This window comes from Kitasatospora sp. NPDC005751 (assembly GCF_040630835.1).
Taxonomy (GTDB): Bacteria; Actinomycetota; Actinomycetes; order Streptomycetales; family Streptomycetaceae; genus Kitasatospora.
This window is the reverse complement of sequence record NZ_JBEXYC010000001.1, coordinates 13,198-37,413: the sequence shown is the minus strand read 5'-3', so window position 1 is coordinate 37,413 and position 24,216 is coordinate 13,198. Positions and strand designations below refer to the sequence as shown.

Here is a 24,216-nt window from a genome sequence, read left to right as displayed (position 1 = left end):
CCGGTCACCGCCCCCTCGGGGTTCCCGCCCGCGCCCGCGGCTACTTCAGGGCGGCGAGCACGGCGTCCGCCATCACCTTCTCGCCGGTGGCGTTGGGGTGGAACGGGACGGCCGGGGAGCCCGGCAGCGCGCCCTCGATCCAGCGGTCGTCCGAGCAGACGTCGTGGCCGGCGGTCGGGGTGGCGGTGTCCACGTAGGTGGCGCCGCCCGCGGCCGCGGTGGACCTGAGCATGGCGTTCAACCGGCCGAGCACGCCGTACATGTACTCGACGTCCCCCGCCGTGACGGGCTGGCGCAGGAAGCACGCGGAGCCGTCGGCCGGCAGCACGGACGGGTAGCCCACCAGCAGGACCCTGGCGCCGGGGGCCTTGGCGTGGATGCGCTTCAGGGTGTCGGCGATCTGCGGCCGGGCGGCGGCGATCCGGTCGGCCAGGTCGTCGTTGCCGTACTGCCAGGACCAGCTGGACCAGTCCCAGTAGCCGTGGTGGAAGACGTCCTTGCAGGGCGTGCCCAGCGGGTTGACCGCCGCGCCGGCGATGCAGACCCCGACCAGTTCGCCGAGGCCGAGGTCGGTGGCGCCGAGGTCGTTGCCGCCGATGCCGAGGGTCACCAGGTCGGTGTCGGCGGTGACGGCGTCCAACTGCGGGTCGTTGACCCGGATGAACGCGTCGTACTGGGGCTGCGTCATCGCCTTCACCTTGGCGGCGGCGCAGGTGACGTCGGTGTAGGCGGTGGCCTTGAGGGCGGCCGCCACCAGGTGGCCGTAGTTGCGGTCGGAGCGCAGGCACAGGCCGGCCGACTGGCCGGGCACCCCGGCGCCGGCGGCGTAGGAGTCGCCGAGGGCGACGTAGTGGCGGGGGGCGGGCGTGGCGGCCTGCGCGCTGGTGGAGGTCAGGGCGAGGGCCGCGCCCAGTGCGGCGGCGGCGAGCAGGGCGGGCTTCCGGGAAGTCCGGGTCGTACGGCGTTTCCGGGCAGGGCTGAGCACGGGTTCCTCCTGGGGGAGAGAGAACGAGTGGGGGGTCGCGCCAGCCGGGCCACAGCTTTACTACTGACAGGTAAGTTACCGCCAGGTTTCGAATGCGTCCATGCCCGGCGCGGAAATTCCCGAAAACCCGTCAGAAGCATTTCGGAATAACGCTCCACCGTGTATCGGAGGTATTTCCGAAACGCCCCGGAGCGGAATTGCCGCCGCAGCTTGTTACCCACCGGTTGACGCGCCCCGCCGCAGGCCGCAGTATCGGGCGCACGCCGCACCGCCCGAACGCCGCACCGCAGGACCACCGGCCGCACCGCCGGACCACTGATGGAGGAGAGCGCATGGCCCTGGACGCCGATGTCATCGTCATCGGAGCCGGTCTCGCGGGCCTCGCCGCGACCGCCGAACTCGCCGACGCCGGACGGCGGGTGATCCTGCTCGACCAGGAGCCCGCGGCCTCCTTCGGCGGGCAGGCGCACTGGTCCTTCGGCGGTCTCTTCCTGGTCGACTCGCCCGAGCAGCGCCGGATGCGGATCCGCGACTCGCACGCGCTCGCCCTCCAGGACTGGCAGGGCACCGCCGGCTTCGACCGCGCCGAGGACGCCTGGCCGCGCCGCTGGGCCGAGGCCTACGTCGACTTCGCGGCGGGGGAGAAGCGGGCCTGGCTGCGCGCCCAGGGCGTGCGGTTCTTCCCGGTCGTCGGCTGGGCCGAGCGCGGCGGGCTGCTGGCCGACGGACCCGGCAACTCCGTCCCCCGCTTCCACATCACCTGGGGCACCGGTCCCGGCCTGCTCGAACCCTTCGTCCGCCGGGTCCGGGCCGCCGCCGAACGCGGCCTGGTCGACCTGCGGTTCCGCCACCGCGTCACCGGCCTCTCCGCGCACGCCGGGGTCACCGACACCGTCGCCGGCGAGGTGCTGGTGCCCAGCAACGCGGCGCGCGGCGAAGCCAGTTCGCGCGAGGTCGCCGGCCAGTTCGAACTCCGCGCGCAGGCCGTGATCGTCACCTCCGGCGGCATCGGCGGCAACCACGACCTGGTCCGCAAGGCCTGGCCCGCCCGGCTCGGCACCCCGCCCGAGCGGATGCTCTCCGGCGTCCCCGCCCACGTCGACGGCCTGATGCTCGGCATCACCGGCGAGGCGGGCGGCAACCTGATCAACGGCGACCGGATGTGGCACTACACCGAGGGCATCGAGAACTGGGACCCGATCTGGGCCCGGCACGGCATCCGCATCCTGCCCGGCCCGTCCTCGCTCTGGCTGGACGCCCGCGGCCGCCGGCTGCCCGTCCCGCTCTTCCCCGGCTTCGACACCCTCGGCACCCTCGAACACCTCCGGACCACCGGGCACGACCACACCTGGTTCGTGCTCAGCCAGAAGATCATCGAGAAGGAGTTCACCCTCTCCGGCTCCGAGCAGAACCCCGACCTCACCGGCCGCTCGGTGCGCGGCGTGCTCGGCCGCGCGCTGCCCGGCGCCCCAGGCCCGGTCCGCGCCCATCTGCGGCACGGACCCGACTTCGTGGTCGCCGGCAACCTGGCGGACCTCGCCCGCGGCATGAACGCCCGCACGCGCGAGGCGCTGATCGACCCGGACGAGCTGCGCCGCACCGTCGAGGCCCGGGACCGGCAGCTCGCCAACCCGTTCGCCAAGGACCTCCAGGTCACCGCCATCCACGGCGCCCGCCGCTACCTGGGCGACAAGCTGATCCGCACGGCCGCTCCGCACCGCATCCTCGACCCGGCGGCCGCCCCGCTGATCGCCGTCCGGCTGAGCATCCTGACCCGCAAGTCGCTCGGCGGGCTGGAGACCGACCTCTCCGCCCGGGTGCTGCGGCCCGGCGGCGAGGTGCTGGAGGGCGTGTACGCGGCCGGCGAGGCCGCCGGCTTCGGCGGCGGCGGGGTGCACGGCTACCGCTCGCTGGAGGGGACCTTCCTCGGGGGCTGCCTCTTCTCCGGCCGCACGGCGGGCCGGGCGGCGGCGGCCGCGACGGCGTAACGGGCGGAAGCGGGTCCGTCGCACCTCAACGTGCCAGGACCGCCGTCGAGTCGGCCCGGGAGCGTGCTGCGGCCGGCGTGGATCCGGGCTGCACCGGTCGGTCCCGGGTGCCCGCACCCACGCGCCCGTCACCGGCCGTTCGACGGCCGTTCGGCGGCCACCACCCGGCCCCGGGCGGGGCCGTGCCGACCCTGCCCGGTAGCGTCTGATGCTCGCCGCGGCCCGAACGGCCGGGTCCGACCGGTACCGGTGGCGCGGCGGGCGGGGGAGAGTGGTGGCAGCACAGGCCGTGTTGGTGACGACCCGTTGGGGCGGGGCACTGCGAAGGGGCGGGGCATGAATGGTCGGGGGACCGTACTCGGAGGTCGGTACGCGCTGACCGAGTGGATCGGTGGCGGCGGCATGGGCGCCGTCTGGCGCGCCGACGACCGGGTGCTGGAGCGGCAGGTCGCCGTCAAGGTCCTGCACGCGGGACTGCTGGAGGAGGGGACGTTCGCGTCGCGGTTCCGGCGCGAGGCCCAACTGCTCGCGGCGATCAGCCACCCGGGCATCGTGGAGGTCCACGACTACGGGGAGCAGGGCGGCGACGCCGGCCACGGAGCCGAGGGCGAGCGGATCGCCTACATCGTGATGGAGCTCGTCGAGGGGCGGCCGCTGGACAAGGCCCTCGCCGAGGACGGCCCGATGCCGCCCGAGCGGGCGCTGAGCCTGCTCGCCAGGGCGCTCGACGCGCTGCACGCCGCCCACCAGCAGGAGATCGTGCACCGGGACGTCAAGCCGTCCAACCTGATGCTGGGGGACGACGGCCGGGTGACGGTGACGGACTTCGGCATCGCGCGGGCGCTGGTGAGCACCACGCTCACGGCGACCAACGTGGTGGTCGGCACCGCCCTGTACATGGCCCCGGAGCAGGCCGGCGGCGGCGGAGTCACGCCGGCCTCGGACCTCTACTCGCTCGGTGTGGTCTGCTACGAACTGCTGACCGGCACGCCGCCGTTCACCGGCGAGAGCGTGGTCGAGGTGGCGCTCAAGCACGTCCAGCAGCCGGCGCCGGAGCTGCCCGGTGAGTTCGCGCCGGCCGTGCGGGAGTTCGTCGCCCGGGCGCTGGCCAAGCAGCCGGGGGACCGGTTCGCCGACGCGGCCGCGATGGCGGCCGCGGCACGGGAGGCGGTCGGCGACAGGTCGGCGCCGGTCGCCGCGGTGGTGCGCCCCGTCCCGCCCGCCGTGCCCGGGACTCCGGTGGCCGGCGCCCCGGCGGCCGAGGTCGCCCGGGTGGCACGCCGGACCGGCGCCGAGCCCGGTGCGGGCCGGCGGTGGCGCCGCCTCCTGGTGCCCGTCATCATTCCGGTGGTCATCACCGGTGGCGCGGCCACGGTCGTGCTGGTGGAGCGGGGCCCGTTCCACACGCAGACGCAGACGCAACAGCCCGGTGCGCAGCCGGCGGTGTCGGTGTCCGCCGGCCCGCTCACCGACAGCCCGGCGGCGACCGCCTCGCCGACCGGGGAGCTCCCGGCCACGCCGGCGCCGGGCGCGGAGCCCGCGCCGGGCGCTCCACCGGCCGCGGAGCCCGAGGCCGGCGGAGCGCCCGTGCCGCCCGCCGGCGGCGTGCCGGAGGTCCCGGCACCGGGCGCGGCACCGAAGCCGGGCGGCGGCACGGGGTCGGGCGGTACGGGGTCGGCCGGCGGGTCCTCCGGCGGGTCGGGCGGCACCTCGCCGAAGACGGGCGGCAGCGGCAGCGGTGGGGGCGGTGGGGGCGGTGGGGCGGCTCCCGCGCCGAACCAGCCCGCGCCGCAGGCCCCCGCACCCAACCAGCCCGCCCCGTCGGCACCCGCGCCGAACCAGCCGGCGCCCAGCCCCGAGGCTCCCAAGCCGCCGGAGCCCAAGCCGTCGGCGCCGACCGTGCCCGCGGGGTGCGGCGGCAGCCGGTGGGGCGACATCGTCAACGTGGCCGACGGCCAGAAGCTCGGCCTGGCCGCCGCCGGCCCGTCGCCGGGCGGCGCCGTCGTGGTGGGCGGGACGACCGCCTACGGCTGGGTGCGCTCGGACCCGAACCCGGGCGGCTGGTACGAGATCCACGCGTGCGGCCTGAGCGGGCCGGCCCTCGTCCAGGACACCGACTTCTCGAACACGTCGAGTCAGAAGGTGCTGCTCTCACCGGGGTTCAGCTTCATGGCCAACTGGTCGGTGGTCGGCGCGGGCGCCCAGGGCGTCTACTACCTCAAGGACTACATGGGGTCGACCTGCCTGACCGACAACGGCGCGGGCAGGCAGGCCACCATGACGGCCTGCACGCCGGGCAACGCCTACCAGCAGTGGCGGATGCCCTGAGCCGCGGGGCTCCGGAGTGAGCCCTACCGGTCGTCGGTGACGCCGAGGCGCAGGTGGTCGACGTGGTAGACGGCGTGGTCGAGGAGTGCGGCGACGTGGTCGTCGTGGAGGGAGTAGACCACCGAGCGGCCGCGGCGCTCGCCGACGACCAGGCCGAGGTTGCGCAGCAGGCGGAGCTGGTGGGAGCAGGCGGACTGCTCCATGCCGACGGCGTCGGCGAGTTCGGTGGCGGCCCGCGGGCCCTCCCGCAGCTGGGCGAGTATCAGCAGGCGGGAGGGGGTGGCCAGGGCCTGGAGGGTGTTCGCCACCTTGGCCGCGTTCGACGCGTCCAGGCGCATCTGCGGCACGGCGTTCTCGGCGGCTGCGTGTCCCATGGGGGCATCCTACGGGTCGGGGCTCAGGCGGGGCCCGGCACGCAGGAACGAATGAAAGTGTGTTCATATGTTCCTGTATCGTGGCGGACATGTCCGCCACCGTGCTCACCCGACCGCCGGTCCCCACCGCCCCCGCGACGGCGCCCCCGCGCCGCACCCGGGTGCTCGCGCTGCCCGAGGCCCGCTGGGCGGCCGCCGCCACCGCGGCCTTCCTGGCCGCCCTCGCCGTGCGGTTGCTCGACGGCCCCGGGTGGGCGTCCGGGGCGCTGTACGCGGCCGCGTACCTGGCCGGCGGCTGGGAACCCGCCCTGGCCGGGCTGCGGGCGCTGCGCGAGCGGACCCTGGACGTCGACCTGCTGATGGTGGTCGCCGCCCTCGGCGCCGCGGCCATCGGTCAGCCGCTGGACGGCGCCCTGCTGATCGTGATCTTCGCGACCAGCGGCGCCCTGGAGGCGCTGGCCACCGCCCGCACCGCCGATTCCGTCCGGGGCCTGCTCGACCTCGCCCCCGCCACGGCCTGCCGGCTCACCGCCGACGGCCGGGAGGAGACCGTCCCCACCGCCGCACTCGCCGTCGGCGACACCGTGCTGGTCCGCCCCGGCGAGCGGATCGGCGCCGACGGCCGGGTCCTCGACGGCAGCAGCGAGGTCGACCAGGCCACCATCACCGGCGAACCGCTGCCCGCCGCCCGGTCCGCCGGCGACGAGGTGTACGCGGGCACCCTCAACGGCGGCGGCGCCCTGCGGATCCGGGTCGAACGGGACGCCGCCGACTCCGTGATCGCCCGGATCGTCGCCATGGTGCAGGAGGCCTCCGAGACCAAGGCGCCCACCCAGCTCTTCGTCGAGAAGGTCGAACAGCGCTACGCCGCCGCTCTGGTGGCCGCCACGCTGCTGCTCTTCGCCGTCCCGCTCGCCCTCGGCGCGGAGCTGACCGCCACCCTGCTGCGCGCCATGACGTTCATGATCGTCGCCTCGCCGTGCGCCGTGGTACTGGCCACCATGCCGCCGCTGCTCTCCGCCATCGCCAACGCCGGCCGGCACGGCGTGCTGGTCAAGTCCGCCGTGGTGATGGAGCGGCTCGGCCAGGTGGACACCGTCGCCCTGGACAAGACCGGCACCCTCACCGAGGGCACGCCGAAGGTCGTCGAGCTGCGCCCGCTGGGCGTCACCGAGGCCGAGCTGCTCTCCCTCGCGGCCGGTGCCGAGCACCCCAGCGAGCACCCGTTGGCCCGGGCGGTGGTCGCCGCCGCCCGCGAGCGCGGCCTGGTGCCGCCCGCGGCCACCGACTTCACCGCCACCCCGGGGATCGGCGTGCGGGCCGTGGTCGGCGGCGCGGTGGTCGCGGTGGGCGCCCCCGGTCCGTACCGCGGGCACCCCGCGGTCGCCGAGCTGGAGGCGGCCGGCCGCACCGCCGTCCTGGTGCTGCGCGACGGGGAGCCGGTCGGCGTGCTCGGCCTCGCCGACCGCCCGCGCGAGCAGGCCGCGGCCGCCGTCCGGGGCCTGGCCGCGCTCACCGGCCGCCCACCGGTGCTGCTCACCGGCGACAACCGGCTCGCCGCCGAGCACCTCGCCCGGGAGGTCGGTCTGACCGACGTCCGGGGCGCGCTGTTGCCCCAGGACAAGGTGGCGGCGGTCCGCGAACTGGCCGTCGGCGGGCACCGGGTGCTGATGGTCGGGGACGGCGTCAACGACGCCCCCGCGCTGGCCGCCGCGCACAGCGGCGTCGCGATGGGCCGGGCCGGGTCCGACCTCGCCCTGGAGACCGCGGACGCGGTGGTGGTGCGCGACGAACTGACCGCGGTGGCGGCCGTGGTGGCGCTCTCCCGGCGGGCCCGCCGGCTGGTCGTGCAGAACCTGGCGATCGCCGGGGCGTTCATCACCGTCCTGGTGGTCTGGGACCTGGCCGGTACGCTGCCACTGCCGCTCGGTGTCGCCGGGCACGAGGGCTCCACCGTGATCGTCGGCCTCAACGGCCTGCGGCTGCTGCGCGAACGGGCGTGGCTGCGGGCCCTCCACCAGGAAGCCCCGGGCGCCGGGGCCGGGAACCACGAGGAGCGCTGAGCCGATGAGCCGTCGAGACCGCGAGCGCGGTGGCGGGAAGGGGCCCGCGGCCCCGGTGACCGTCACCGTCTGCCGGGGCTGCTGCTGCGGCACCCAGGAGAAGCACCCGGGCGTCGACCACGCGGGCCAGTACGAGCGGTTGCGCGAGGCCGTCGGTGGAGCGGGCAAGGTCCGCGCGGTCAAGTGCCTGGACGCGTGCGCGCACTCCAACGTCGTGGTGGTCGGCCCGTCCAGCGAGGGCCGCGCGGCCGGCGGCCGCCCGGTCTGGCTGGGCTGGGTGCTGGCGGACGACATGGTCGAGGAGATAGCCGAGTGGGTGCACGCCGGCGGCCCGGGCCTGGCCGAGCCGCCGGGGCTGCTCGACCTCCAGCAGGTCACCGTCTCCCGCCGGATCCGCGACGGCCTCCCGGGCTGAGGCGCCGGGAGCCCGGTCCGGCGGCCCGCACCGGGCCCGGTGCGGGTGCCCGGCTCCGGGGCGGTCCGTCCGGCGGGCCGGGGCACTACCATTTACCGGGCGCCCCGGCTTGGGAGGAATCACGACGTGACCACGGTCTGCCGCATCTGCGCGGGCACCGGCCGCACCGCCGGTCTCAGCTGCCGCACCTGCCAGGGCACCGGCACCACCGAGGTCGGCGGCGGTGGTGGCAACTGCTTCCTCTGCGACGGCACCGGTGTCTACGTCCGCTACCGGGTCGACGCGGCCGGCGCCAAGCACGCCTACCGCGACGAGGTCTGCCGGACGTGCGACGGCACCGGCAACCGCGCCCCCTCCACCTGGGACGAGATCGCCCCGCCGCCGCGCTGAGGCCGTCGGCCGGCGGAGCCCTTCGTCTGCCGGGGCCCCGGCCGGTAGCGCAGGGCCCCGGCCGGTCCGCGTGCGCCCCGGCCGGTACGGCGGAGCCGGCGACGGGGGATCAGGACCCGGGGGATCAGGACCCGGGCCGGGCCGGATGATCCGGCGGCCTCCGGCCGCCCGGGGCGACTTTGCCGAGACATGGTCGAACATTGGCGTTCGACTGACCGGCACGCCGGGGTGCGTTCACCGCCTGTAGGTGTGCGGTCAACGCTGCGCTGGAAGAGTCCCGCCCATGGATATCCCCCACATGGGCGTGCCCGCGAAGCTCGCCGACCGCATGAGCATGGCCGAGCAGCACGAGTACCTGCGGGCCCGTTTCTCCCGCCGCCGGATGCTGACCGCCGGTGCCGTCGGCGTCGGCGCCCTGGCCGTGGGCGGTTCGCTGGGCAGCGGTGTCGCGACGGCCGCGCCGGCCTCCCCGCAGCTGCTGACCGGCGGCACGGCCGACGGCGTCGACGGCTCGCTCGTCGCCCCGATCGGCCGTCACCTCGCGTTCGGCCCCGAGCCGGACACCCAGTTCCGGGTCTCCTGGCAGGTCCCGGCCCCGGTGAAGAAGCCGTTCCTGCGCTACGGCAGGAACCCGTGGGACCTCGGCCACAAGGTCCAGGCCGAGGTGCGCGCCCTGCACACCCCCGCGCTGACCCCGACCGGCCAGCCGGTGGACCAGTACTACCTGCACGTCGCACTGGAGGACCTCCAGCCCGACACCACGTACTACTACGGCGTCGGCCACCAGGGCTTCGACCCGGCCTCGCAGCAGGCGATCTCCACCCTGAGCACCTTCCGCACCGCGCCCTCGCGCGACCACCGCTGGGGCAAGGTGTACGAGCCGTTCACCTTCACCGCCTTCGGTGACCAGGGCGTCAGCGCGCACGCGGCCGGCAACGACCACGTGATCCTGGCCCAGAACCCGGCCTTCCACCTGCACGCCGGCGACATCTGCTACGCCGACCCGGCCGGCTCCGGCCAGGACGCCGACAAGTCGGTGTACAACGCCCGCACCTGGGACGACTTCCTGGTCCAGACCGAGACGGTCGCCTCGAAGGTCCCGTGGATGGTCTCCTACGGCAACCACGACATGGAGGCCTGGTACTCGCACCACGGGTACGGCGGCGAGAACAACCGCTTCTTCCTGCCGGACAACGGCCCGGACCCGCGGACCGTCCCCGGCGTCTACAGCTTCCGCTACAAGAACGTCGGCGTCATCTCGCTGGACGCCAACGACGTCTCCTACGAGATCCCGGCCAACCTGGGCATCTCGGCGGGCAAGCAGACCGCGTGGCTGCAGCGCACCCTGAAGGACCTCCGCAACGACGAGACCGTCGACTTCGTCGTGGTCTTCTTCCACCACTGCGCCTTCTCCACCACCCACCAGCACGCCTCCGAGGGCGGGGTGCGCGAGGCGTGGGTGCCGCTGTTCGAGAAGTACCGGGTGGACCTGGTGATCAACGGTCACAACCACGTCTACGAGCGGACCGACGCGATCCTCGGCAACAAGGTCTCCAAGGCGGTGCCGAGCGGCGCCACCGTCGAGCCGGCCACCGACGGCGTGGTGTACGTGACGGCGGGCGCGGCCGGCCGCAGCCTGTACAGCTTCGACGCCCCGGACACCTACGAGGGCCACGAGAACCGGCTGGACTCGGTGGACACCTACCACTTCGCCAAGGGCGGGGTGAAGGTGACCGAGAAGGTCGAGTGGTCGCGGGTCCGCTACACCGGCTACTCGTTCATCAAGGTCGACGTCACCCCGGCGCACCTGGGGCAGAAGTCGTCGATGAAGGTCACCGCGCTCGCCGAGAACGGCACGCAGGTCGACCACTACACGATCCTGCGCAAGGTCGGCGAGGGCTGGGACGGCACCACCGACGACGACGGCGAGGGCGGCGGCTGGGGCTGGTAGTCCGTCCCGCGCGCCAGGGGGCGCGGAGACCGGCCCCACGGGGCCCGGTGGCCCGGCCGGGAACTCCCGGCCGGGCCACCGGCGTGTCCGGCCCGGCCCGGGGACTGCCGCGTGCGCCGCCCGGGCTCCCCGCCGGCGGGCCGGTCTAGCCGAGTGCGGCCAGTTGCGCCGCGAGGGTGTCGCTGTGCTGGAAGGTCAGCCCGGCGAGCGCGACGTGCTTCCAGCGGACCGTGCCGTCGCCGTCCAGGACGAACACCGAGCGGCGCAGCCCGAGCCCGGGCACCGCGATGCCGTAGGCGCGGACGACGGTCCGGTCCGGGTCGGCGAGCAGCGGGAAGCCCAGGCGGTGCTTGCGGGCGAACTGCTCGTGGCTGTCCAGCCCCTGCGGGCTGATGCCCCACACGGTGGCGCCCAGGCCGCGGAAGCGGTCCAGGTCGGAGCTGTACGAGCAGAGCTGCTTGGTGCAGACCGCGGTGTCGTCGCCGGGGTAGAAGACCAGGAGCAGCGGGGCGCCCTTGGCTTCGGCGAGGCGGTACTCGCGGCGTTCGGCGGTGCCGGCCTGCTCGTCGAACAGCAGGCCGGGCAGGGTGAACTCGGGGGCGAGGGAGCCGATTTCGGGGGGTTTGGCCATCGCTGTGCGGTCCTCACGGGTGGGCGGGGGGGTCGCCGCCCACCCTATGCCCGGGTGGCGGCCGGGCTCGTGATGTTGAAGAGTTGACGCCGGTCTGCGAAGGCTTCGCGACTGTCGTGCGGGAATATCCGACGGACCTTCACTTCATAACGAATCGAGCAGCAAGGTATCGAGTTTCCATTCAGTTATTGACGGAATCGCCGAGCGCGGCTTGACTCCGACCTCTGCCGCAAAGCCGCGGCGCAGTCAGGAGGCAGCACCCACCATGAACAGAACGACCCGTCGCGCGGGCGCGGGCACGGCCACGCTCGCGCTGGCCCTCGCCCTCGCAGCCTGCGGCCAGAGCGACGGAGCGGCACCGCACTCGGACGGCGTCGCCGGCAAGACCATCGGGCTGCTGCTGCCCGAGAAGACCTCCTCGACCCGGTACGAGGCCTTCGACAAGCCGCTGATCGAGGCCACGGTGGAGTCCCTCTGCACCGGCTGCGTCGTCGACTACGCCAACGCCGACGGCGACGAGACCGTCCAGAAGAGGCAGTTCGACGACCTGCTGGCCAAGGGCGTCAAGGTCGTCCTGCTCGACCCGGTGAACGCCAAGGTCACCGCCCCCTGGGTGGAGGCCGCCGCCGCCAAGGGCGTGAAGGTCGTCGCCTACGACCGGCTGGCGGAGGGCAAGGTCGCCGCCTACGTGTCCTTCGACAACCAGCGCACCGGCGAGATCCAGGGCCAGGCCCTGCTCGACGCGCTCGGCCCGAAGGCCGCCGCCGCCACGGTCGTGATGATCAACGGCGCCGAGTCCGACCCCAACGCGGCGATGTTCAAGGCCGGCGCGCACCGGTCGCTCGACGGCCGGGTCAAGAAGATCGGCTACGAGCAGTCCGGCGAGTGGAAGCCGGAGGTGGCCCTGGCGAAGACCAACGAGGCCATCCAGGCCCTCGGCAAGGACGGTTTCCAGGCCGTGTACGCGGCCAACGACGGCATGGCCGCGTCCGTCATCGAGGCGCTCAAGGCGGCCGGGATCAAGAACGTCCCGGTCGGCGGCCAGGACGCCTCCATCGACGCGGTGCGCCGGGTGCTGACCGGCGAGCAGTCCTTCACCGTCTACAAGCCGTACAAGCCCGAGGCGGACGCCGCCGGGAGCATCGCCGTCCAGCTGCTGAAGGGGATGGACATCAACGCGGCGGCCAACGCGGGGGTCGACAGCGGCGGGCAGCGGATCCCCTCGCTGCTGCTCACCCCGATCGTGGTGACCAAGGCGAAGGTGCAGGCCACGGTGGTCGGCGGCGGCCTGTACAAGGCGGCCGACATCTGCACCGCGCCGTTCGCGGACGCCTGCGCGGCGGCCGGCGTCAAGTAGGCGGGGGTGCCGGCGTCCGCCGGCGTCCGCCCGCCCCGGTGCTGTGCGGCAGCGCCGCCGCTCAGCGCCGGGGGCCGTACATGATCACGGCGACCCCGGCCAGGCAGACCAGCGCCCCGGCCACGTCGTAGCGGGTGGGCCGGAAGCCGTCCACCGCCATGCCCCAGAGCAGCGAGCCGGCCACGAAGACGCCGCCGTACGCGGCCAGCACCCGGCCGAAGTCGCTGTCCGGCTGGAGCGCGGCGACGAAGCCGTACCCGCCGAGCACCACCACCCCGAGGCCGGCCAGCCACCACGGCCGCTCCTCCCGCACGCTCTGCCAGATCAGCCAGCAGCCGCCGATCTCGGCGAGGGCGGCGAGGGCGAACAGGGCGGCGGAGCGCAGGACCGTCATGGTCGCCAAGCCTACGAGCCGCGGCGGGCGGGGCCGTGCCCGCGTCGCCGGGGGTGCGGGGGCTCCCGGGCCGCCGGCGGCCGGGGCGTCAGGTCAGCCGGCGACCGGGGCGTCAGGTCTGTCGGTAGGTGGCGAGGAAGCGGCCGATCCGGTTGATCGCGGTCTCCAGGTCGTCGGCCCGGGGGAGGGTGACGAAGCGGAAGTGGTCCGGGCGCGGCCAGTTGAAGCCGGTGCCCTGGACGACGTGGATCTTCTCGCGGAGCAGCAGGTCCAGGACGAACCGCTCGTCGTCGACGATCCGGTGCACCGCCGGGTCCAGCCGGGCGAACGCGTACAGCGCGCCCTTGGGCTTCACACAGCTGACGCCGGGGATCTCGTTCAGCGCCTTGTACGCGACGTCGCGCTGCTCGGTGAGCCGGCCGGCGGGCAGGACGAGGTCGTTGATGGACTGGTGGCCGCCGAGTGCGGCCTGGACGGCGTACTGGGCCGGGACGTTGGGGCAGAGCCGCATGCCGGAGAGCATGGTGAGGCCCTCCAGGTAGTCGGTGGCGTGCTGCTTGGGCCCGGAGACGACCAGCCAGCCGCTGCGGAAGCCGGCCACCCGGTAGGACTTGGAGAGGCCGTTGAAGGTGAGCGTCAGCACGTCCTCGGCGAGTGCGGCCAGGCAGTGGTGCTCGGTGTCGTCGTAGAGGATCTTGTCGTAGATCTCGTCGGCCAGCACCATCAGCTGGTGCCGGCGGGCGAGGTCGAGGATGCCCTCCAGCAGTTCCTTCGGATAGACCGCGCCGGTCGGGTTGTTGGGGTTGATGACGACGATGGCCTTGGTGCGGTGGGTGATCTTGGCCGCGATGTCGTCGAGGTCCGGGTACCAGTCCGCCTGCTCGTCGCAGGCGTAGTGGACGGCCTTGCCGCCGGCCAGCCGGACCACGGCCGTCCAGAGCGGGTAGTCGGGCATCGGGACGAGCACCTCGTCGCCGTCGTCGACCAGGGCCGTGACGGCCATCTGGATCAGCTCGGAGACGCCGTTGCCGAGGTAGACGTCGTTGACGGTCACTCCGGCGACGCCGCGCTGCTGGTAGTACTGCACCACCGCGCGACGGGCCGGCAGGATGCCGCGCGAGTCGCTGTAGCCGTGGGCGTTGGGCAGGTTGCGGATGATGTCCTGGAGGATCTCCTCCGGCGCCTCGAAGCCGAACGGCGCCGGGTTGCCGGTGTTCAGACGCAGCACACTGTGCCCGGCCGCCTCCAGCGCATTGGCCTGGTCGACCACCGGGCCCCGGATCTCGTAGCACACACCCGTCAGCTTGCTGGACTGCCGAAACTCCATCTGAGGCCTCCCGACCGGTCAACCCGCACGTTCTGCTCGCTTTGTTCTACCAAGTAAGCACTTGGAAAGTCCAACCTTTTGGCTATGCTGATCCACATGTCACGCCGAAGCTACGACCAGTACTGCGCCGTCGCCCGCGCCCTGGACGCGGTGGGGGAGCGCTGGAGTCTCCTGATCGTCCGTGAACTCCTCGCCGGCCCGCGCCGCTACACCGACCTGCACGCCGACCTGCCCGGCGTCTCCACCGACATCCTCGCCGCCCGGCTCAAGCAGCTGGAGGGCGAGGGCCTGGTGCTGCGCCGGCGGCTGGAACGGCCGGCCAACGCCACCGTGTACGAGCTCACCGAGCGGGGCGCGACGCTGCGCCGGGTGGTCGACGCCCTGGGTGCCTGGGGCCTCGACCTGCTCGGCGAGCAGCGGCCGACGGACGCGGTGCGGGAGCACTGGGTCACGGGTGCGGACGGCGCGGGTGGCGCGGAGGCGGCCGGCGGGGTGGCCGGACCGGACGGCGGGCGCGAACTGTCGGCGGACGGCGCGGTGGTGGCGGGCTAGGGTGCCGCGGGAGGCGATCCGCGGGTGCCGTCCCGGCGCACCTCGCGTGGACGGCGCCTTCGCCCCTCAAGCCCGTCGACGCCCGCGCTGACGGCTTCCGCCGGCCGCTGACGGAGGAGGGCGGGTACGCGACCGGGTACCGGATCCCCGACGACGCGTGGCTGCCGGCCGACCTCCCGGTCCGGCGGAGCCCGGTCACGGACCGGGCTCGCGCAGCTCTCCGCGAGAGCTGCGCGAACCCCTCCGTACCGGCGGCGGATCCGTGACGGCTCCGGCGACCAGCTCCCCCGTTGCTGGTCGTCGCTCCGCGCCGGCGGTCGGGTGACCCGGACGAGTGCGGCCGCTGTGGTGCACGGGCTGCGGCCGGTCCTGCGCTCCGGGTGCCCTCCTCGGCGGGCGGTGCCTGCCGGGCGTCCCCTCCCGGCCCGACCCACTCTGGCGCCGGCCGATAAACGGCCGGTCGGCGTTCGGTTGCCGCCACCGTTGATTCGGGCCGGTCCGGTCCGTTGCCCCGGTCCGGCTGTCGGGCTTGCGCGGTGCCGGGGGTGTCCCCGGCAGCCGGTGGAGGTGCGCGTACGATCGTCGGGCCATGGAGAACACAATGGAGAAGAGCGCGCCCGGCGCGCCCACCGAGCCCACCGGGTACACCAGTTACGTCGCCGTCGGGGACTCCTTCACCGAGGGCATGTGCGACGACCTGCTCCCCGACGGCCACTACCGGGGCTGGGCCGACCGGGTCGCCGACCGGCTCGCCGCCGAGCAGCCGGCCGGCGCCTTCCGGTACGCCAACCTCGCCGTCCGGGGCAAGCTGATCGGCCAGATCCACGACGAGCAACTGGCCACCGCCGCCGCGATGCGCGCCGACCTCGTCACCCTGGCCGGCGGCCTCAACGACGTGCTGCGGCCGCGCTGCGACATCGCCCAGGTCGAGGACCTGCTCGGCCGCTCCGCCACCGCGCTGCGCGCCACCGGCGCCACCGTGGTGCTGTTCACCAGTACCGACCCCACCCGCCGGATGGCGGGCAGCACCCGGCTGCTCCCGGCGATCCTGCGGATGAAGGCCTTCGTGCACGAGCTCGGCCAGGACCGGGGGATCGCGGTGGTCGACCTCTTCTCCGCACCGTGCTTCGACGACCGCCGCCTCTGGGCCGAGGACCGCCTGCACCTCGGCCCCGAGGGCCACCGCCGGGTCGCCGAGGCCGTCCTGGAGGCGCTCGGCCGCCCCGCCGCCTTCGACTGGCGCGCCCCGTTGCCGGCCGCCGCCCTGCCAGGCCGGGCGGAGAAGCTGGCCGCCGACGCCCGCTGGGCCCGGACACACCTCGGCCCCTGGATCGGCCGCCGCATCACCGGCCGCTCCTCGGGCGACGGCCGCCCGCCGAAGCGCGCGGAGCTGCTGCCGTACGAGGGCTGAGCGTTTCCCGGGTGCCCGGGCACCCGGGTCGGCCGTCGCCGCACCGGCCGTGGCCCGGCCGCCGCCCGGGTGGCGGCCGGGTGGCGGCCGGGCGCCGGAGCGTGCGGAGCGGTCGCGCTACGAGGGCTGAGCGGTTCCCGGCTCCCCGGGCACCGACCAGGCCGGGAACCGCTCGGCCTCCCGACGGAGCGGTGGGGGCAGCCCGACCGATTCCGCGAGGATCCGCCGGAGCCGGTGCCCGAGTGCGGGCTGACGGCTCCAGACGCCCGGACTCCTGGTGAGCACGGCGTGGAGCAGGTCGCCCTCGTAGAGGTCGCCCGCCACCATCGGGTCGTCCCGCAGGACGTCCAGCGCCCGTGGCAGGAGGTGCGGCAGGCCCACGTCCTGCCGGATCAGCAGACGCAGGTCCTCGACGGTCAGCTCGCCGACCGGCTTGCGCCGCGGGGCGTGCGCGGTCGCCACCAGCCGGGTCGCGCCGACCGGGAGGTCCGGCCCACGGCCGCTCTCGCGGTCGGGTTCGCGGTCGGGTCGCGGTCGGGTTCGAGGTCCGCCGGGGAGGGGTCCCGGTTCACCGGACGACCGCAGGCGGGGCCGCCGCGGCCTCCTGGGGTCGGCCCGGTCGGCCCCGGAACCCGGTCAGCCCCGGAAGAGGTTGTGGCCGACGTCCGACGGCACCTCGTCCTGGTACCCCGTGCTGCCCGGGCCGGGCACGTGCTCGCCGGGGACCGGCTCGGAGCTCTCCCGGTGCAGCAGCACCACGCCGTCCTCGGACCAGACCTGCCGGTAGCCGTGTGCCAGCAGCAGCTCGATCCGGGCCGCCTGCTCGCGGTCGGTCTTGAACGGGAACGCGCGCTTGTCGGCGCGGATCAGCACGTACTCGCGCCCGCGCGGGGTGCCGTCCACCAGCACCACGTCGGTGCGGGCGGTCAGCCGGGGGGCGGCCTGGTTGTCGGCCTCGACCGTGACGCCGTCCGGGATCCGCTCGGCGCCCCGGATCAGCGCCGCCTCGCTCGGCTTCGCCTGCCAGTAGGCGGGGACGAACAGGCCGGCCGCCCCGAGCGGCAGCGCGGCCGCGATCGTCACGGCGGCCGCCGCCACGCCGAGGCGGCGGGTGCGCACGCGGTCGTGCCGGCGGCCCAGCACCTCCAGTGCCGCGACCAGCAGGACCGGCCAGAGGAACGCGTCGTAGTGCCGGGCGATCGACCAGTGGTTCGGGTTGCTGGAGAGCACCCGCTCCGCCAGCAGCGGCAGGGCGCAGAGCACCGTGGCGGAGCGCAGCGGCAGAAGGAACAGGGTGCCGAAGATCCAGAGCAGCAGCAGCGGCTTCAGCGGGGCGTCGAAGGCGGCCGACACCAGCAGCGTCGGGTCCGCGAGCACGCTGGAGGCGGCGTCGCCGGCGTCCGTCCCCAGCGAGCCGTAGTTCCAGTAGTAGCCGGGCACCCCGCCCATCGCCGGTACCAGCCAGGCGATCGCCACCACCGAGGCGAGCGGTCCGCCGAGCAGGAAGCCGGTGCCCCAGCGGAGGGTCCGCCGGCGCCGGTCGCGGTCCTCGTCCCGGCGGGCCCGCAGCAGCAGCACCAGCCCGTACGCGCCGACCGCCAGCCCCAGGTCCTCCTTGGTGCAGCAGAGCAGCAGACCGGCCAGCGCCGCCGTGCCGTAGCGGCGGGCCGGCCCGCGCTCCAGCATCAGCAGGGTGAGCGGGACGGCGAAGGCGACCTCGTGGAAGCCGCCGCGCGAGGCCACCAGCAGCGGCCAGCCCAGCCCGTAGGCGAGGCCCGCCAGGTCGGCGGCGCGGCGGGCGGTGCGCGGGTCGGCGTCCGCGAAGCAGCGGTCGGCGACCCGGCGGACCAGCGGGACCCCGGTGGCGAACAGCAGTGCCTGGCCCACGAGCAGCGAGCGCGGGTCGTCCCAGAGCCAGTACAGCGGCGACAGCAGCGCGATCACGGGGGAGAAGTGGTCGCCGAGGAGCGAGAAGTCCGGCGGGAACTCGTGGTGGAAGCTCTTCAGCGACGACACCGGCAGACCGAAGTGCGCGTAGCCGCGCACGCCCTGGTCGAAGATGCCGAGGTCGAAGCCGCCCAGCTGGGCGGTGATCCACTGCTGGGCACCGATCGCCAGGCAGACGGCGAAGCAGAGCAGGGTGAGGGCGGCGGTACGGGCGCGGGGCGGGAGGCGCAGGGCCGCCGCCGCCTTCGCGGGGGCGGGGTCGCCCGCGGTGCGGGCGTCCTCGCTCTCGGTGTCCGGGTACGGCGTGACGTCGTGCCGGGACATGCCTGATTCCTCCACTGTTCGGTTGCTCCGGTGCCTGCGGTGCCCCCGATTCGTACGGACCTTCGTACAGATCCCGAACCGACACCGGCCGACCACACTAACGGACTGCCGCTCACCGCCCCCCGGTTCCCGGGCCGCCCCGGCCCCGGCGCCGGTGTCGGTACGCTCTACGACGGGCCCCACGCACTGCGCGCGAGCCCCCGGCAGGCCCGGCAGCCCCTGGCCGCCCCTGCCGCCCCGCGGACCCGGACCGCCCGGGCGCCGCCGTACGGAGGAACACCAGCACAGTGACCGAGCCCACGCCCGCCCCGATCAGCCTGCTGTCCGACTGCGGGAGCTGTTTCGGGCTGTGCTGCGTCGCGCTGCCGTTCGCGGCCGGCGCCGACTTCGCCGTCGCCAAGGCGGCCGGCACCCCGTGCCGCAACCTGCGGACCGACTTCGGTTGCGGCATCCACGCCCAGCTGCGCGACCGCGGTTTTCAGGGCTGCACGGTCTACGACTGTTTCGGGGCCGGTCAGCGGGTCTCCCAGGTCACCTTCGGCGGCCGGAGCTGGCGCGAGGCACCGGAGGACACCCGGCGGATGACCGACGTGTTCCCGGTGGTGCGGCAGCTGCACGAACTGCTCTGGTACCTCACCGAGGCGCTCTCCTACGAGCCCGCCCGCCCGCTCCGTGCCGAGCTGCGCCGGGCGCTCGCGGAGACCGACCGGCTCGCGGCCGGCACCCCGGCGGAGATCCTGGCGGTGGACGTGCCCGCCCACCGCCAGGAGGTGAGCGAGCTGCTGCTGAAGGCGAGCGAGCTGGTCCGGGCCGCCGTCCCGCGCCGCAAGGAGCACCGGGGCGCGGACCTCTTCGGTGCCCGCCTGCGCGGCGCCGACCTGCGGGGCGCCAACCTGCGCGGGGCGCTGCTCGTCGCGGCCGACCTCTCGGGCGCGGACCTGCGGACCGCCGACCTGATCGGCGCGGACCTGCGGGACGCCAACCTGGCCGGCGCCGACCTCACCGATGCGCTCTTCCTCACCCAGGCCCAGCTCAACGCGGCCCGCGGGGACGCCGCCACCAAGCTGCCCCCCGCCCTCGCCCGCCCCACCCACTGGCCCGCCACGGCCACCACCCCGGCGGCCGCCGACCGCCGCTCCCCGCGCAAGCCCCGCCCCGGCAGCCCCGGCAGCCGCCCCCGCCGCCGCTGACGGCCAGCCGGGGGGCGACGGGCGCGGGCACGGAACGTCGAGCGGGCCGACCGGCTGCGCACGGGATCCTGATGCAGAGGCCCGGTGCGGGTGCCGGTACCGGAGCCGGATCGTCGCGGCGGGAGTGTTTCGTCGCGGCTCCGAGTGCGGGTGCTTCGCTCTGATCGGTGGTGCGTGGGAAGTCGAGTGGGTCGACTTCCCACGCACGGACGTGGACGGCCGGAGGGCGGGATTCCTGGTCAGTACTGCGCAGGAAGTCGGACGGGCCGATTTCCTGCGCGGGGTGTCAGGTCAGGACGTTCTGGTCTGTCAGGGGGCGGGGGCGCAGGAGGGCGCAGGTGGTGCCGGCCAGGAGGGTGAGGGTGACGGCGGTGAGCGCCTGGGTGGATGCGGCGGGGTGGAGGGGCCAGGCCCAGGGTTGGGGGCGGCCGTCGGGGTGCCAGCCGGCCGCCGCGCAGAGCAGCGGGACGGCGGCGATCGCGGCGGCGGCCGGGCGGTGACCGATCAACGGGTGCAGCAGCAGCGCCGCACCGAGGTAGCCGGCGATGTTGCGGGCGAGGACGAGGGCGAGGTCGTCCTGGCCGGCCGCGTGGGTGAGCAGGCCCAGCGCCGCGCCCGCCGTCGCGACGGCCAGGGCGAGTGCGGTGTCCAGCCCCCGCAGGAAGCGTCCGGCGACGGCCTCCGTCCGCAGGTCGCCCCGGCCGAGGCCGTGCAGCAGGAACGCGGCGGGCAGCAGCGTGATGATGTGCCCCACCAGGAAGTGGCCCGCATGCCCGTGCAGTGCGGGCACCGGCAGTTCGCCGTCGCCGATGAGCAGGCCCACCGCGAACGTCCCGGCCAGGGCGGCGACGACGGCGGGTACCGCGCGTGCCTTGCACCACCAGATCACCGGTCACCGCCCGGGGGCAGTGCGGGTGCCGGGGTGTCGCAGTGGCGCAGGGCCTCGGTGGCCGCCCGGTACCAGTCGAGTTGGGCTTCCCGGGGGAGCCGCAGCAGGTGCCCGGCGAGCGCGGCGTCCTCCGCGCCGAACCGACCCCGGGCGGCGGGCGCCGCTCCGTCCGGGGCGGCCTCGGCGGTGAGCCACGCGGCCACCGGTCCGGCGGCCGCGGCGGCCGGGTAGGGGGCGCCCGCCCGGGCGCAGTCCGGGGTGCGGGGGAGCAGCCCGCCGACCACGCCGGGTGCCACGTCCTGCGCGCGGGCCGTGGTCGGGACGCCCAGCTTGGCCTCGCCCGGCCCCGGCCGGGCCGCCATGGTGAGCGTCGCGGGTACCGGGACGCCCCGCTCGGCCAGGGTGGTGACGACCCGTCGGGCCTCCGTCCGGACCAGGTCCGCACGGGCGGTGCCCAGCTCCGGCCAGAGGCAGATCCGCGGCCGGCCGTGGTCGCAGACCAGTGCGGTGCCGGGCCGGTCCAGTACGGGCTCGGGTCCGAGCCCCCGGGCGAGGTGGGTGGCGAGCGTGATCCCGCCGGCCGTCACCGCCAGCGCGACGGCGAGCGCGGCCGGCGCGCCGCGGTACCGGATCACCAGGACGGCCGCCGCGCACACCGCGCCCGAGAACGCCAGGGCGCTGAGCACGGCCTTCTGGTCGAGGACCTGGTCCACGGCGCAGCAGTCGGAGAGCCCGCCGCCGACCAGGTGCCGCAACCAGTAGGTGGTGGACGAGGCCGGGTAGGCGTTCAGCACGAAGCTGCTGACCAGGGCCAGCGGCACCGCGACCACCGGTACCAGGACCTGCCCGACGATCGAGCCGACCAGGGTGTTGGCGAGCAGCAGCCCGGCCCAGGCGGCGAACAGGCCGGGCTGCGGCGTGCCGGCCGCCGTGCCGCCGGCGACCGCGGCGGCGCCGACGGCCGCGGCCATGCCGAGTCCGCCCATCACCACCACCGGGAGCAGGACGGGCGCCGTGATCGCCAGCGGCGACCGGACCGGTGAGCGGTCGAAGACCCGCCCCCGGTGCAGTCGGCCGCCCTCCCAGGCCCCGGCGGCCGCGCAGGCCGCGCCGGCGAACGGCAGCGCGATGCTCGCGTGTCCGGTGGCGGAGAGGCCGTAGCCGGGGGTGACCCAGTCGGTGATCTCGTCGCCGAGCGCGACGAGCAGGAATCCGACCAGGAACGGCAGTGCCCGCAGTCCGGCGGAGGTGCGGAGGACGGTGCGCAGCAGCACGTCAGGCCTCCCGCTCGACCAGGTGCGTGTAGGCGGCCTCGGCGCCCTCGCCCCGGCCGGGGGCGACGGCGTGGAACTCGTCGATGCCGCCCTGGAACCGGACCCGGCCCTGGTCCAGCACCACCACGTGCCGGTAGCTCGTGGCGAGGTCCTCGGTCTGGTGGGTGGAGACGATCACGCTCACCTCGGTGGTCAAGTCCTCGACGAGGGTGCGGAACATGCCGCGCTGCGCCGGGTCGAGCCCGGCGGTCGGCTCGTCCATCAGGATCAGTTCGCTGCGGTGCGCCAGGCAGCCGGCGATGCCCAGCCGGCGCAGCTGCCCGCCGGAGAGCCGGTGGCTGCGCCGGTCGGCGAGCGAGGCCAGCCCGACCCGGTCCAGCGCGCCGGCCGACGCGTGCCAGGCGTCGGCGCGCGACATGCCCTTCAACCACCCGCTGTACGCGACCTGTTCGCGCACGCTGAGCCCCGGGACCGGGGTGACCTGTTGCGGCAGCCAGGCCACCGCCCGCCGGTAGGCCGCCCGGTCGCCGTGCCCGGTCGGGGTGCGTCCGCGCCAGGAGACCGAGCCCCGGCGCGGGGCGAGTTGGGAGGAGGCCAGGGCCATCAGGGTGGACTTGCCGGCGCCGTTGGGGCCGAGCAGGACGGTGGCCGGATCGTCGATCCGCAGGGCGAAGCCGGCGAAGAGTCCGGCTTTCCGGCTGTACTGGAAGTCGACGTGGTGGAACTCAAGGGACATGGCGGGGTCGACGCATTTCGCTCGGTGGGTGCGGGGCGATACCGGGGAGGGGAGGGAGGCGGGTCGGCGGGCGGGGTCTCCACCGGCCCACCGGGTCGTCGGGAGGCCGGGGAGTCCCGGGAAGTCGGGGAACGCCCGGACTTCCCGGGACGCCGGTGGGTGGGCCGGGCTCAGTACTGGGTGCTCACCGAGTCGACCCAGAGCTTGCCGCCGGCGCGCACGCCCTCCAGCGCGAAGTAGTACTCGCCGGAGCTCTGGTCGCCCCAGACGGAGGTGTCGCACCGGTTCAGCCGGTACCCGTAGGCCCGGTCGGGGCCGACGACGTCCTTGTAGAGCTGGAGATCGGCGTTCTTGAACTCGTTGGTGTCGGTGGTGCAGCCCTTGAACGACACCGTCGTCACGGCGTCGTCCCGGTCGTAGTCCGTCCACCGGCGGGACTCGGAGCCGGGCCCCCAGTTGCTGATGTGGGACGTCCAGGAGCCCTCGGCGAGGGCCGGCGTCGCGCCGGCGAACCCGAGCAGCGCGCCGGCCACCAGAATGCCGCGCACGAGCGTGCGGTGCTTTGCGTGCATATCCCGTCCGATCTTTTCGGTGACGCCACGGGGGGCGTCATACAGGCAAAAAGAAGCGAGCGGAGGTTCGACTGCCATCGGCCTTGATCACCCGATCGGACGAGCCGCCGCGGGAACGACCTTAGCGTGCACGAACAGCTGCCAAGAACTATTATTTCCGGCCATTCGGAGGGTGGGGTTGATGGGGCCGGGGTTTGGCAAGTCGGTGATACGAAGTGCTCGAAGATTTGCTTGGCTGACGGGAAGTCGGCCAAGCATTTCCGCAGATGTCCTCGGATGAGCGAAAGGTTGTTCGGGTCTGATTTTGTAGGATTGTCATTTGCAAAATGGGGTGGCCAGTTCCCGCCGCCCGTCGGCTATTCGGTGAGCAGCCGGGAGCGCAGTGCGCCGATCAGTTCCTCGTCGACACCGAGTGTGCCGGTGGCATAGGCACGCACCGAGCCGTGGGCGGCGGTGAGGTCGGCGAGCACGTGCCGGATCACGTCCTCCGGCGCGCGCCCGTACCCCGGCCAGCGCAGCGTGCGCCCGGGGTGGGCGGCGTGCCAGTCGGCGACGAGGTGCGGCGTGGCCAGTTCGGTGAGGGCGAAGTCGGCCGCGATGTCGGCCTCGGGGACGTCGAGCAGGGTGAGGAGCAGTGCGGCGATCAGCCCGGTGCGGTCCTTGCCGGAGGCGCAGTGGAAGACCACCGGGTGGTCCGCGGCCGCGACCAGTTCGATCACCTGGCGGATCTCCGCCACCCCGTCCTCGGTCACCTCGGCGAACCGGTCCGCGAGGTAGCGCCAGGGATCGACGTCCGGGTCGATCTCCGCCTGGTCGTACGGCCGGTGCTCGATCGAGAGGTTGTGGTAGGCCACGCCGTCCAGCACGGGTATCCGCCCCTTGGCGGCGATCTCCCACGGGTAGCGCAGGTCGATCACGGTGCCGATGCCGAGGCCCCGGAACACCGCGAGGTCCTCGGGCGAGGAGAGCTTGCCCAGCGAGTCCGACCGGTAGAGCCGGCCCCACCGGACCGACAATCCGTCAGAGTTCCGGTATCCGCCCATGTCACGGAAGTTGTGCAGGGCGTCGAAGGCGATGTGTCGCGTCATGGCCGCACCCTACCGACCGCCGGCCGGGCG

General features: G+C 74.5%; 21 protein-coding genes and 1 pseudogene. 10 read left to right on the top strand and 12 right to left on the bottom strand.

Going from position 1 to position 24,216, the window contains the following annotated elements:
- Window positions 1-40: 40 nt before the first annotated feature.
- Complete coding sequence (locus ABZ497_RS00165; protein ID WP_359802262.1) at window positions 41-985, bottom strand: SGNH/GDSL hydrolase family protein; 945 nt, start codon at window positions 983-985, stop codon at window positions 41-43.
- A 332-nt stretch (window positions 986-1,317) separates the two neighbouring features.
- On the opposite strand from ABZ497_RS00165, the gene ABZ497_RS00160 reads away from it, so the two are divergent.
- Window positions 1,318-2,973 (top strand): FAD-binding dehydrogenase, encoded by a 1,656-nt coding sequence (locus ABZ497_RS00160; RefSeq protein WP_329487106.1) that lies wholly within the window; start codon window positions 1,318-1,320, stop codon window positions 2,971-2,973.
- Between the two features lie 336 nt (window positions 2,974-3,309).
- Window positions 3,310-5,301 carry a serine/threonine-protein kinase gene (locus ABZ497_RS00155; protein WP_359802260.1) on the top strand — a complete coding sequence of 664 codons (1,992 nt, stop codon included), beginning with the start codon at window positions 3,310-3,312 and terminating at the stop codon, window positions 5,299-5,301.
- A gap of 23 nt (window positions 5,302-5,324) precedes the next feature.
- On the opposite strand, the gene ABZ497_RS00150 is transcribed toward ABZ497_RS00155, so the two are convergent.
- Entirely contained in the window at window positions 5,325-5,675 is a 351-nt protein-coding gene (locus ABZ497_RS00150; RefSeq protein ID WP_329487104.1) for a metalloregulator ArsR/SmtB family transcription factor, read from the bottom strand.
- A gap of 89 nt (window positions 5,676-5,764) precedes the next feature.
- Between ABZ497_RS00150 and ABZ497_RS00145 the strand changes: the two genes are divergently transcribed.
- The 4 genes from ABZ497_RS00145 to ABZ497_RS00130 all read left to right on the top strand — a co-directional run bounded on the left by ABZ497_RS00145 (window position 5,765) and on the right by ABZ497_RS00130 (window position 10,494).
- Window positions 5,765-7,738 (top strand): heavy metal translocating P-type ATPase, encoded by a 1,974-nt coding sequence (locus tag ABZ497_RS00145; RefSeq protein ID WP_359802257.1) that lies wholly within the window; start codon window positions 5,765-5,767, stop codon window positions 7,736-7,738.
- A gap of 4 nt (window positions 7,739-7,742) precedes the next feature.
- Window positions 7,743-8,153 carry a (2Fe-2S) ferredoxin domain-containing protein gene (locus ABZ497_RS00140; protein WP_329487102.1) on the top strand — a complete coding sequence of 137 codons (411 nt, stop codon included), beginning with the start codon at window positions 7,743-7,745 and terminating at the stop codon, window positions 8,151-8,153.
- Window positions 8,154-8,279: 126 nt separating this feature from the next.
- On the top strand, window positions 8,280-8,543 hold the full coding sequence (locus tag ABZ497_RS00135; RefSeq protein WP_329487101.1) for a hypothetical protein: 264 nt from the start codon (window positions 8,280-8,282) through the stop codon (window positions 8,541-8,543).
- Between the two features lie 283 nt (window positions 8,544-8,826).
- The gene (locus tag ABZ497_RS00130) at window positions 8,827-10,494 is read left to right on the top strand and encodes a metallophosphoesterase family protein (RefSeq protein ID WP_329487100.1); all 1,668 of its coding nucleotides are present in this window, start codon (window positions 8,827-8,829) and stop codon (window positions 10,492-10,494) included.
- A gap of 145 nt (window positions 10,495-10,639) precedes the next feature.
- Here the strand turns inward: ABZ497_RS00130 and ABZ497_RS00125 are convergent, their stop codons facing one another.
- Window positions 10,640-11,125 (bottom strand): peroxiredoxin, encoded by a 486-nt coding sequence (locus ABZ497_RS00125; protein ID WP_359802253.1) that lies wholly within the window; start codon window positions 11,123-11,125, stop codon window positions 10,640-10,642.
- A 265-nt stretch (window positions 11,126-11,390) separates the two neighbouring features.
- Between ABZ497_RS00125 and ABZ497_RS00120 the strand changes: the two genes are divergently transcribed.
- Complete coding sequence (locus ABZ497_RS00120; RefSeq protein WP_359802251.1) at window positions 11,391-12,482, top strand: substrate-binding domain-containing protein; 1,092 nt, start codon at window positions 11,391-11,393, stop codon at window positions 12,480-12,482.
- A 61-nt stretch (window positions 12,483-12,543) separates the two neighbouring features.
- Here the strand turns inward: ABZ497_RS00120 and ABZ497_RS00115 are convergent, their stop codons facing one another.
- Window positions 12,544-12,876: a YnfA family protein gene (locus ABZ497_RS00115; protein WP_359802249.1), complete on the bottom strand. Its 333-nt coding sequence runs from the start codon at window positions 12,874-12,876 to the stop codon at window positions 12,544-12,546.
- A 112-nt stretch (window positions 12,877-12,988) separates the two neighbouring features.
- A complete protein-coding gene (locus tag ABZ497_RS00110; protein ID WP_329487096.1) occupies window positions 12,989-14,203 on the bottom strand; it encodes a pyridoxal phosphate-dependent aminotransferase in 1,215 nt (404 codons plus the stop codon).
- Window positions 14,204-14,299: 96 nt separating this feature from the next.
- On the opposite strand from ABZ497_RS00110, the pseudogene ABZ497_RS00105 reads away from it, so the two are divergent.
- A pseudogene (locus tag ABZ497_RS00105) lies at window positions 14,300-14,650 on the top strand (helix-turn-helix domain-containing protein); the annotation flags it as partial.
- Between the two features lie 694 nt (window positions 14,651-15,344).
- A complete protein-coding gene (locus tag ABZ497_RS00100; RefSeq protein ID WP_359802247.1) occupies window positions 15,345-16,166 on the top strand; it encodes an SGNH/GDSL hydrolase family protein in 822 nt (273 codons plus the stop codon).
- A 117-nt stretch (window positions 16,167-16,283) separates the two neighbouring features.
- On the opposite strand, the gene ABZ497_RS00095 is transcribed toward ABZ497_RS00100, so the two are convergent.
- A complete protein-coding gene (locus ABZ497_RS00095; RefSeq protein WP_359802972.1) occupies window positions 16,284-16,631 on the bottom strand; it encodes a contact-dependent growth inhibition system immunity protein in 348 nt (115 codons plus the stop codon).
- A gap of 171 nt (window positions 16,632-16,802) precedes the next feature.
- The gene (locus ABZ497_RS00090) at window positions 16,803-18,437 is read right to left on the bottom strand and encodes a DUF2079 domain-containing protein (RefSeq protein WP_359802245.1); all 1,635 of its coding nucleotides are present in this window, start codon (window positions 18,435-18,437) and stop codon (window positions 16,803-16,805) included.
- Window positions 18,438-18,724: 287 nt separating this feature from the next.
- Here ABZ497_RS00090 and ABZ497_RS00085 point away from each other — a divergent pair, with 287 nt between their 5' ends.
- The gene (locus ABZ497_RS00085; RefSeq protein ID WP_359802242.1) at window positions 18,725-19,627 is read left to right on the top strand and encodes a pentapeptide repeat-containing protein; all 903 of its coding nucleotides are present in this window, start codon (window positions 18,725-18,727) and stop codon (window positions 19,625-19,627) included.
- A gap of 286 nt (window positions 19,628-19,913) precedes the next feature.
- Here ABZ497_RS00085 and ABZ497_RS00080 read toward each other — a convergent pair whose 3' ends face one another.
- The 5 genes from ABZ497_RS00080 to ABZ497_RS00060 form a co-directional block, all read right to left on the bottom strand.
- On the bottom strand, window positions 19,914-20,516 hold the full coding sequence (locus tag ABZ497_RS00080; protein WP_359802241.1) for a hypothetical protein: 603 nt from the start codon (window positions 20,514-20,516) through the stop codon (window positions 19,914-19,916).
- A complete protein-coding gene (locus tag ABZ497_RS00075) occupies window positions 20,513-21,790 on the bottom strand; it encodes a hypothetical protein (protein ID WP_359802238.1) in 1,278 nt (425 codons plus the stop codon). Before ABZ497_RS00075 ends, ABZ497_RS00080 begins: the two co-directional genes overlap by 4 nt.
- Window position 21,791: 1 nt before the next feature.
- Window positions 21,792-22,526, bottom strand: a complete 735-nt coding sequence (locus ABZ497_RS00070) for an ATP-binding cassette domain-containing protein (RefSeq protein ID WP_359802235.1) — start codon at window positions 22,524-22,526, stop codon at window positions 21,792-21,794.
- A 170-nt stretch (window positions 22,527-22,696) separates the two neighbouring features.
- Window positions 22,697-23,098 (bottom strand): hypothetical protein, encoded by a 402-nt coding sequence (locus ABZ497_RS00065; protein ID WP_329487087.1) that lies wholly within the window; start codon window positions 23,096-23,098, stop codon window positions 22,697-22,699.
- Window positions 23,099-23,454: 356 nt separating this feature from the next.
- On the bottom strand, window positions 23,455-24,186 hold the full coding sequence (locus tag ABZ497_RS00060; protein ID WP_359802233.1) for a tyrosine-protein phosphatase: 732 nt from the start codon (window positions 24,184-24,186) through the stop codon (window positions 23,455-23,457).
- Window positions 24,187-24,216: the final 30 nt, after the last annotated feature.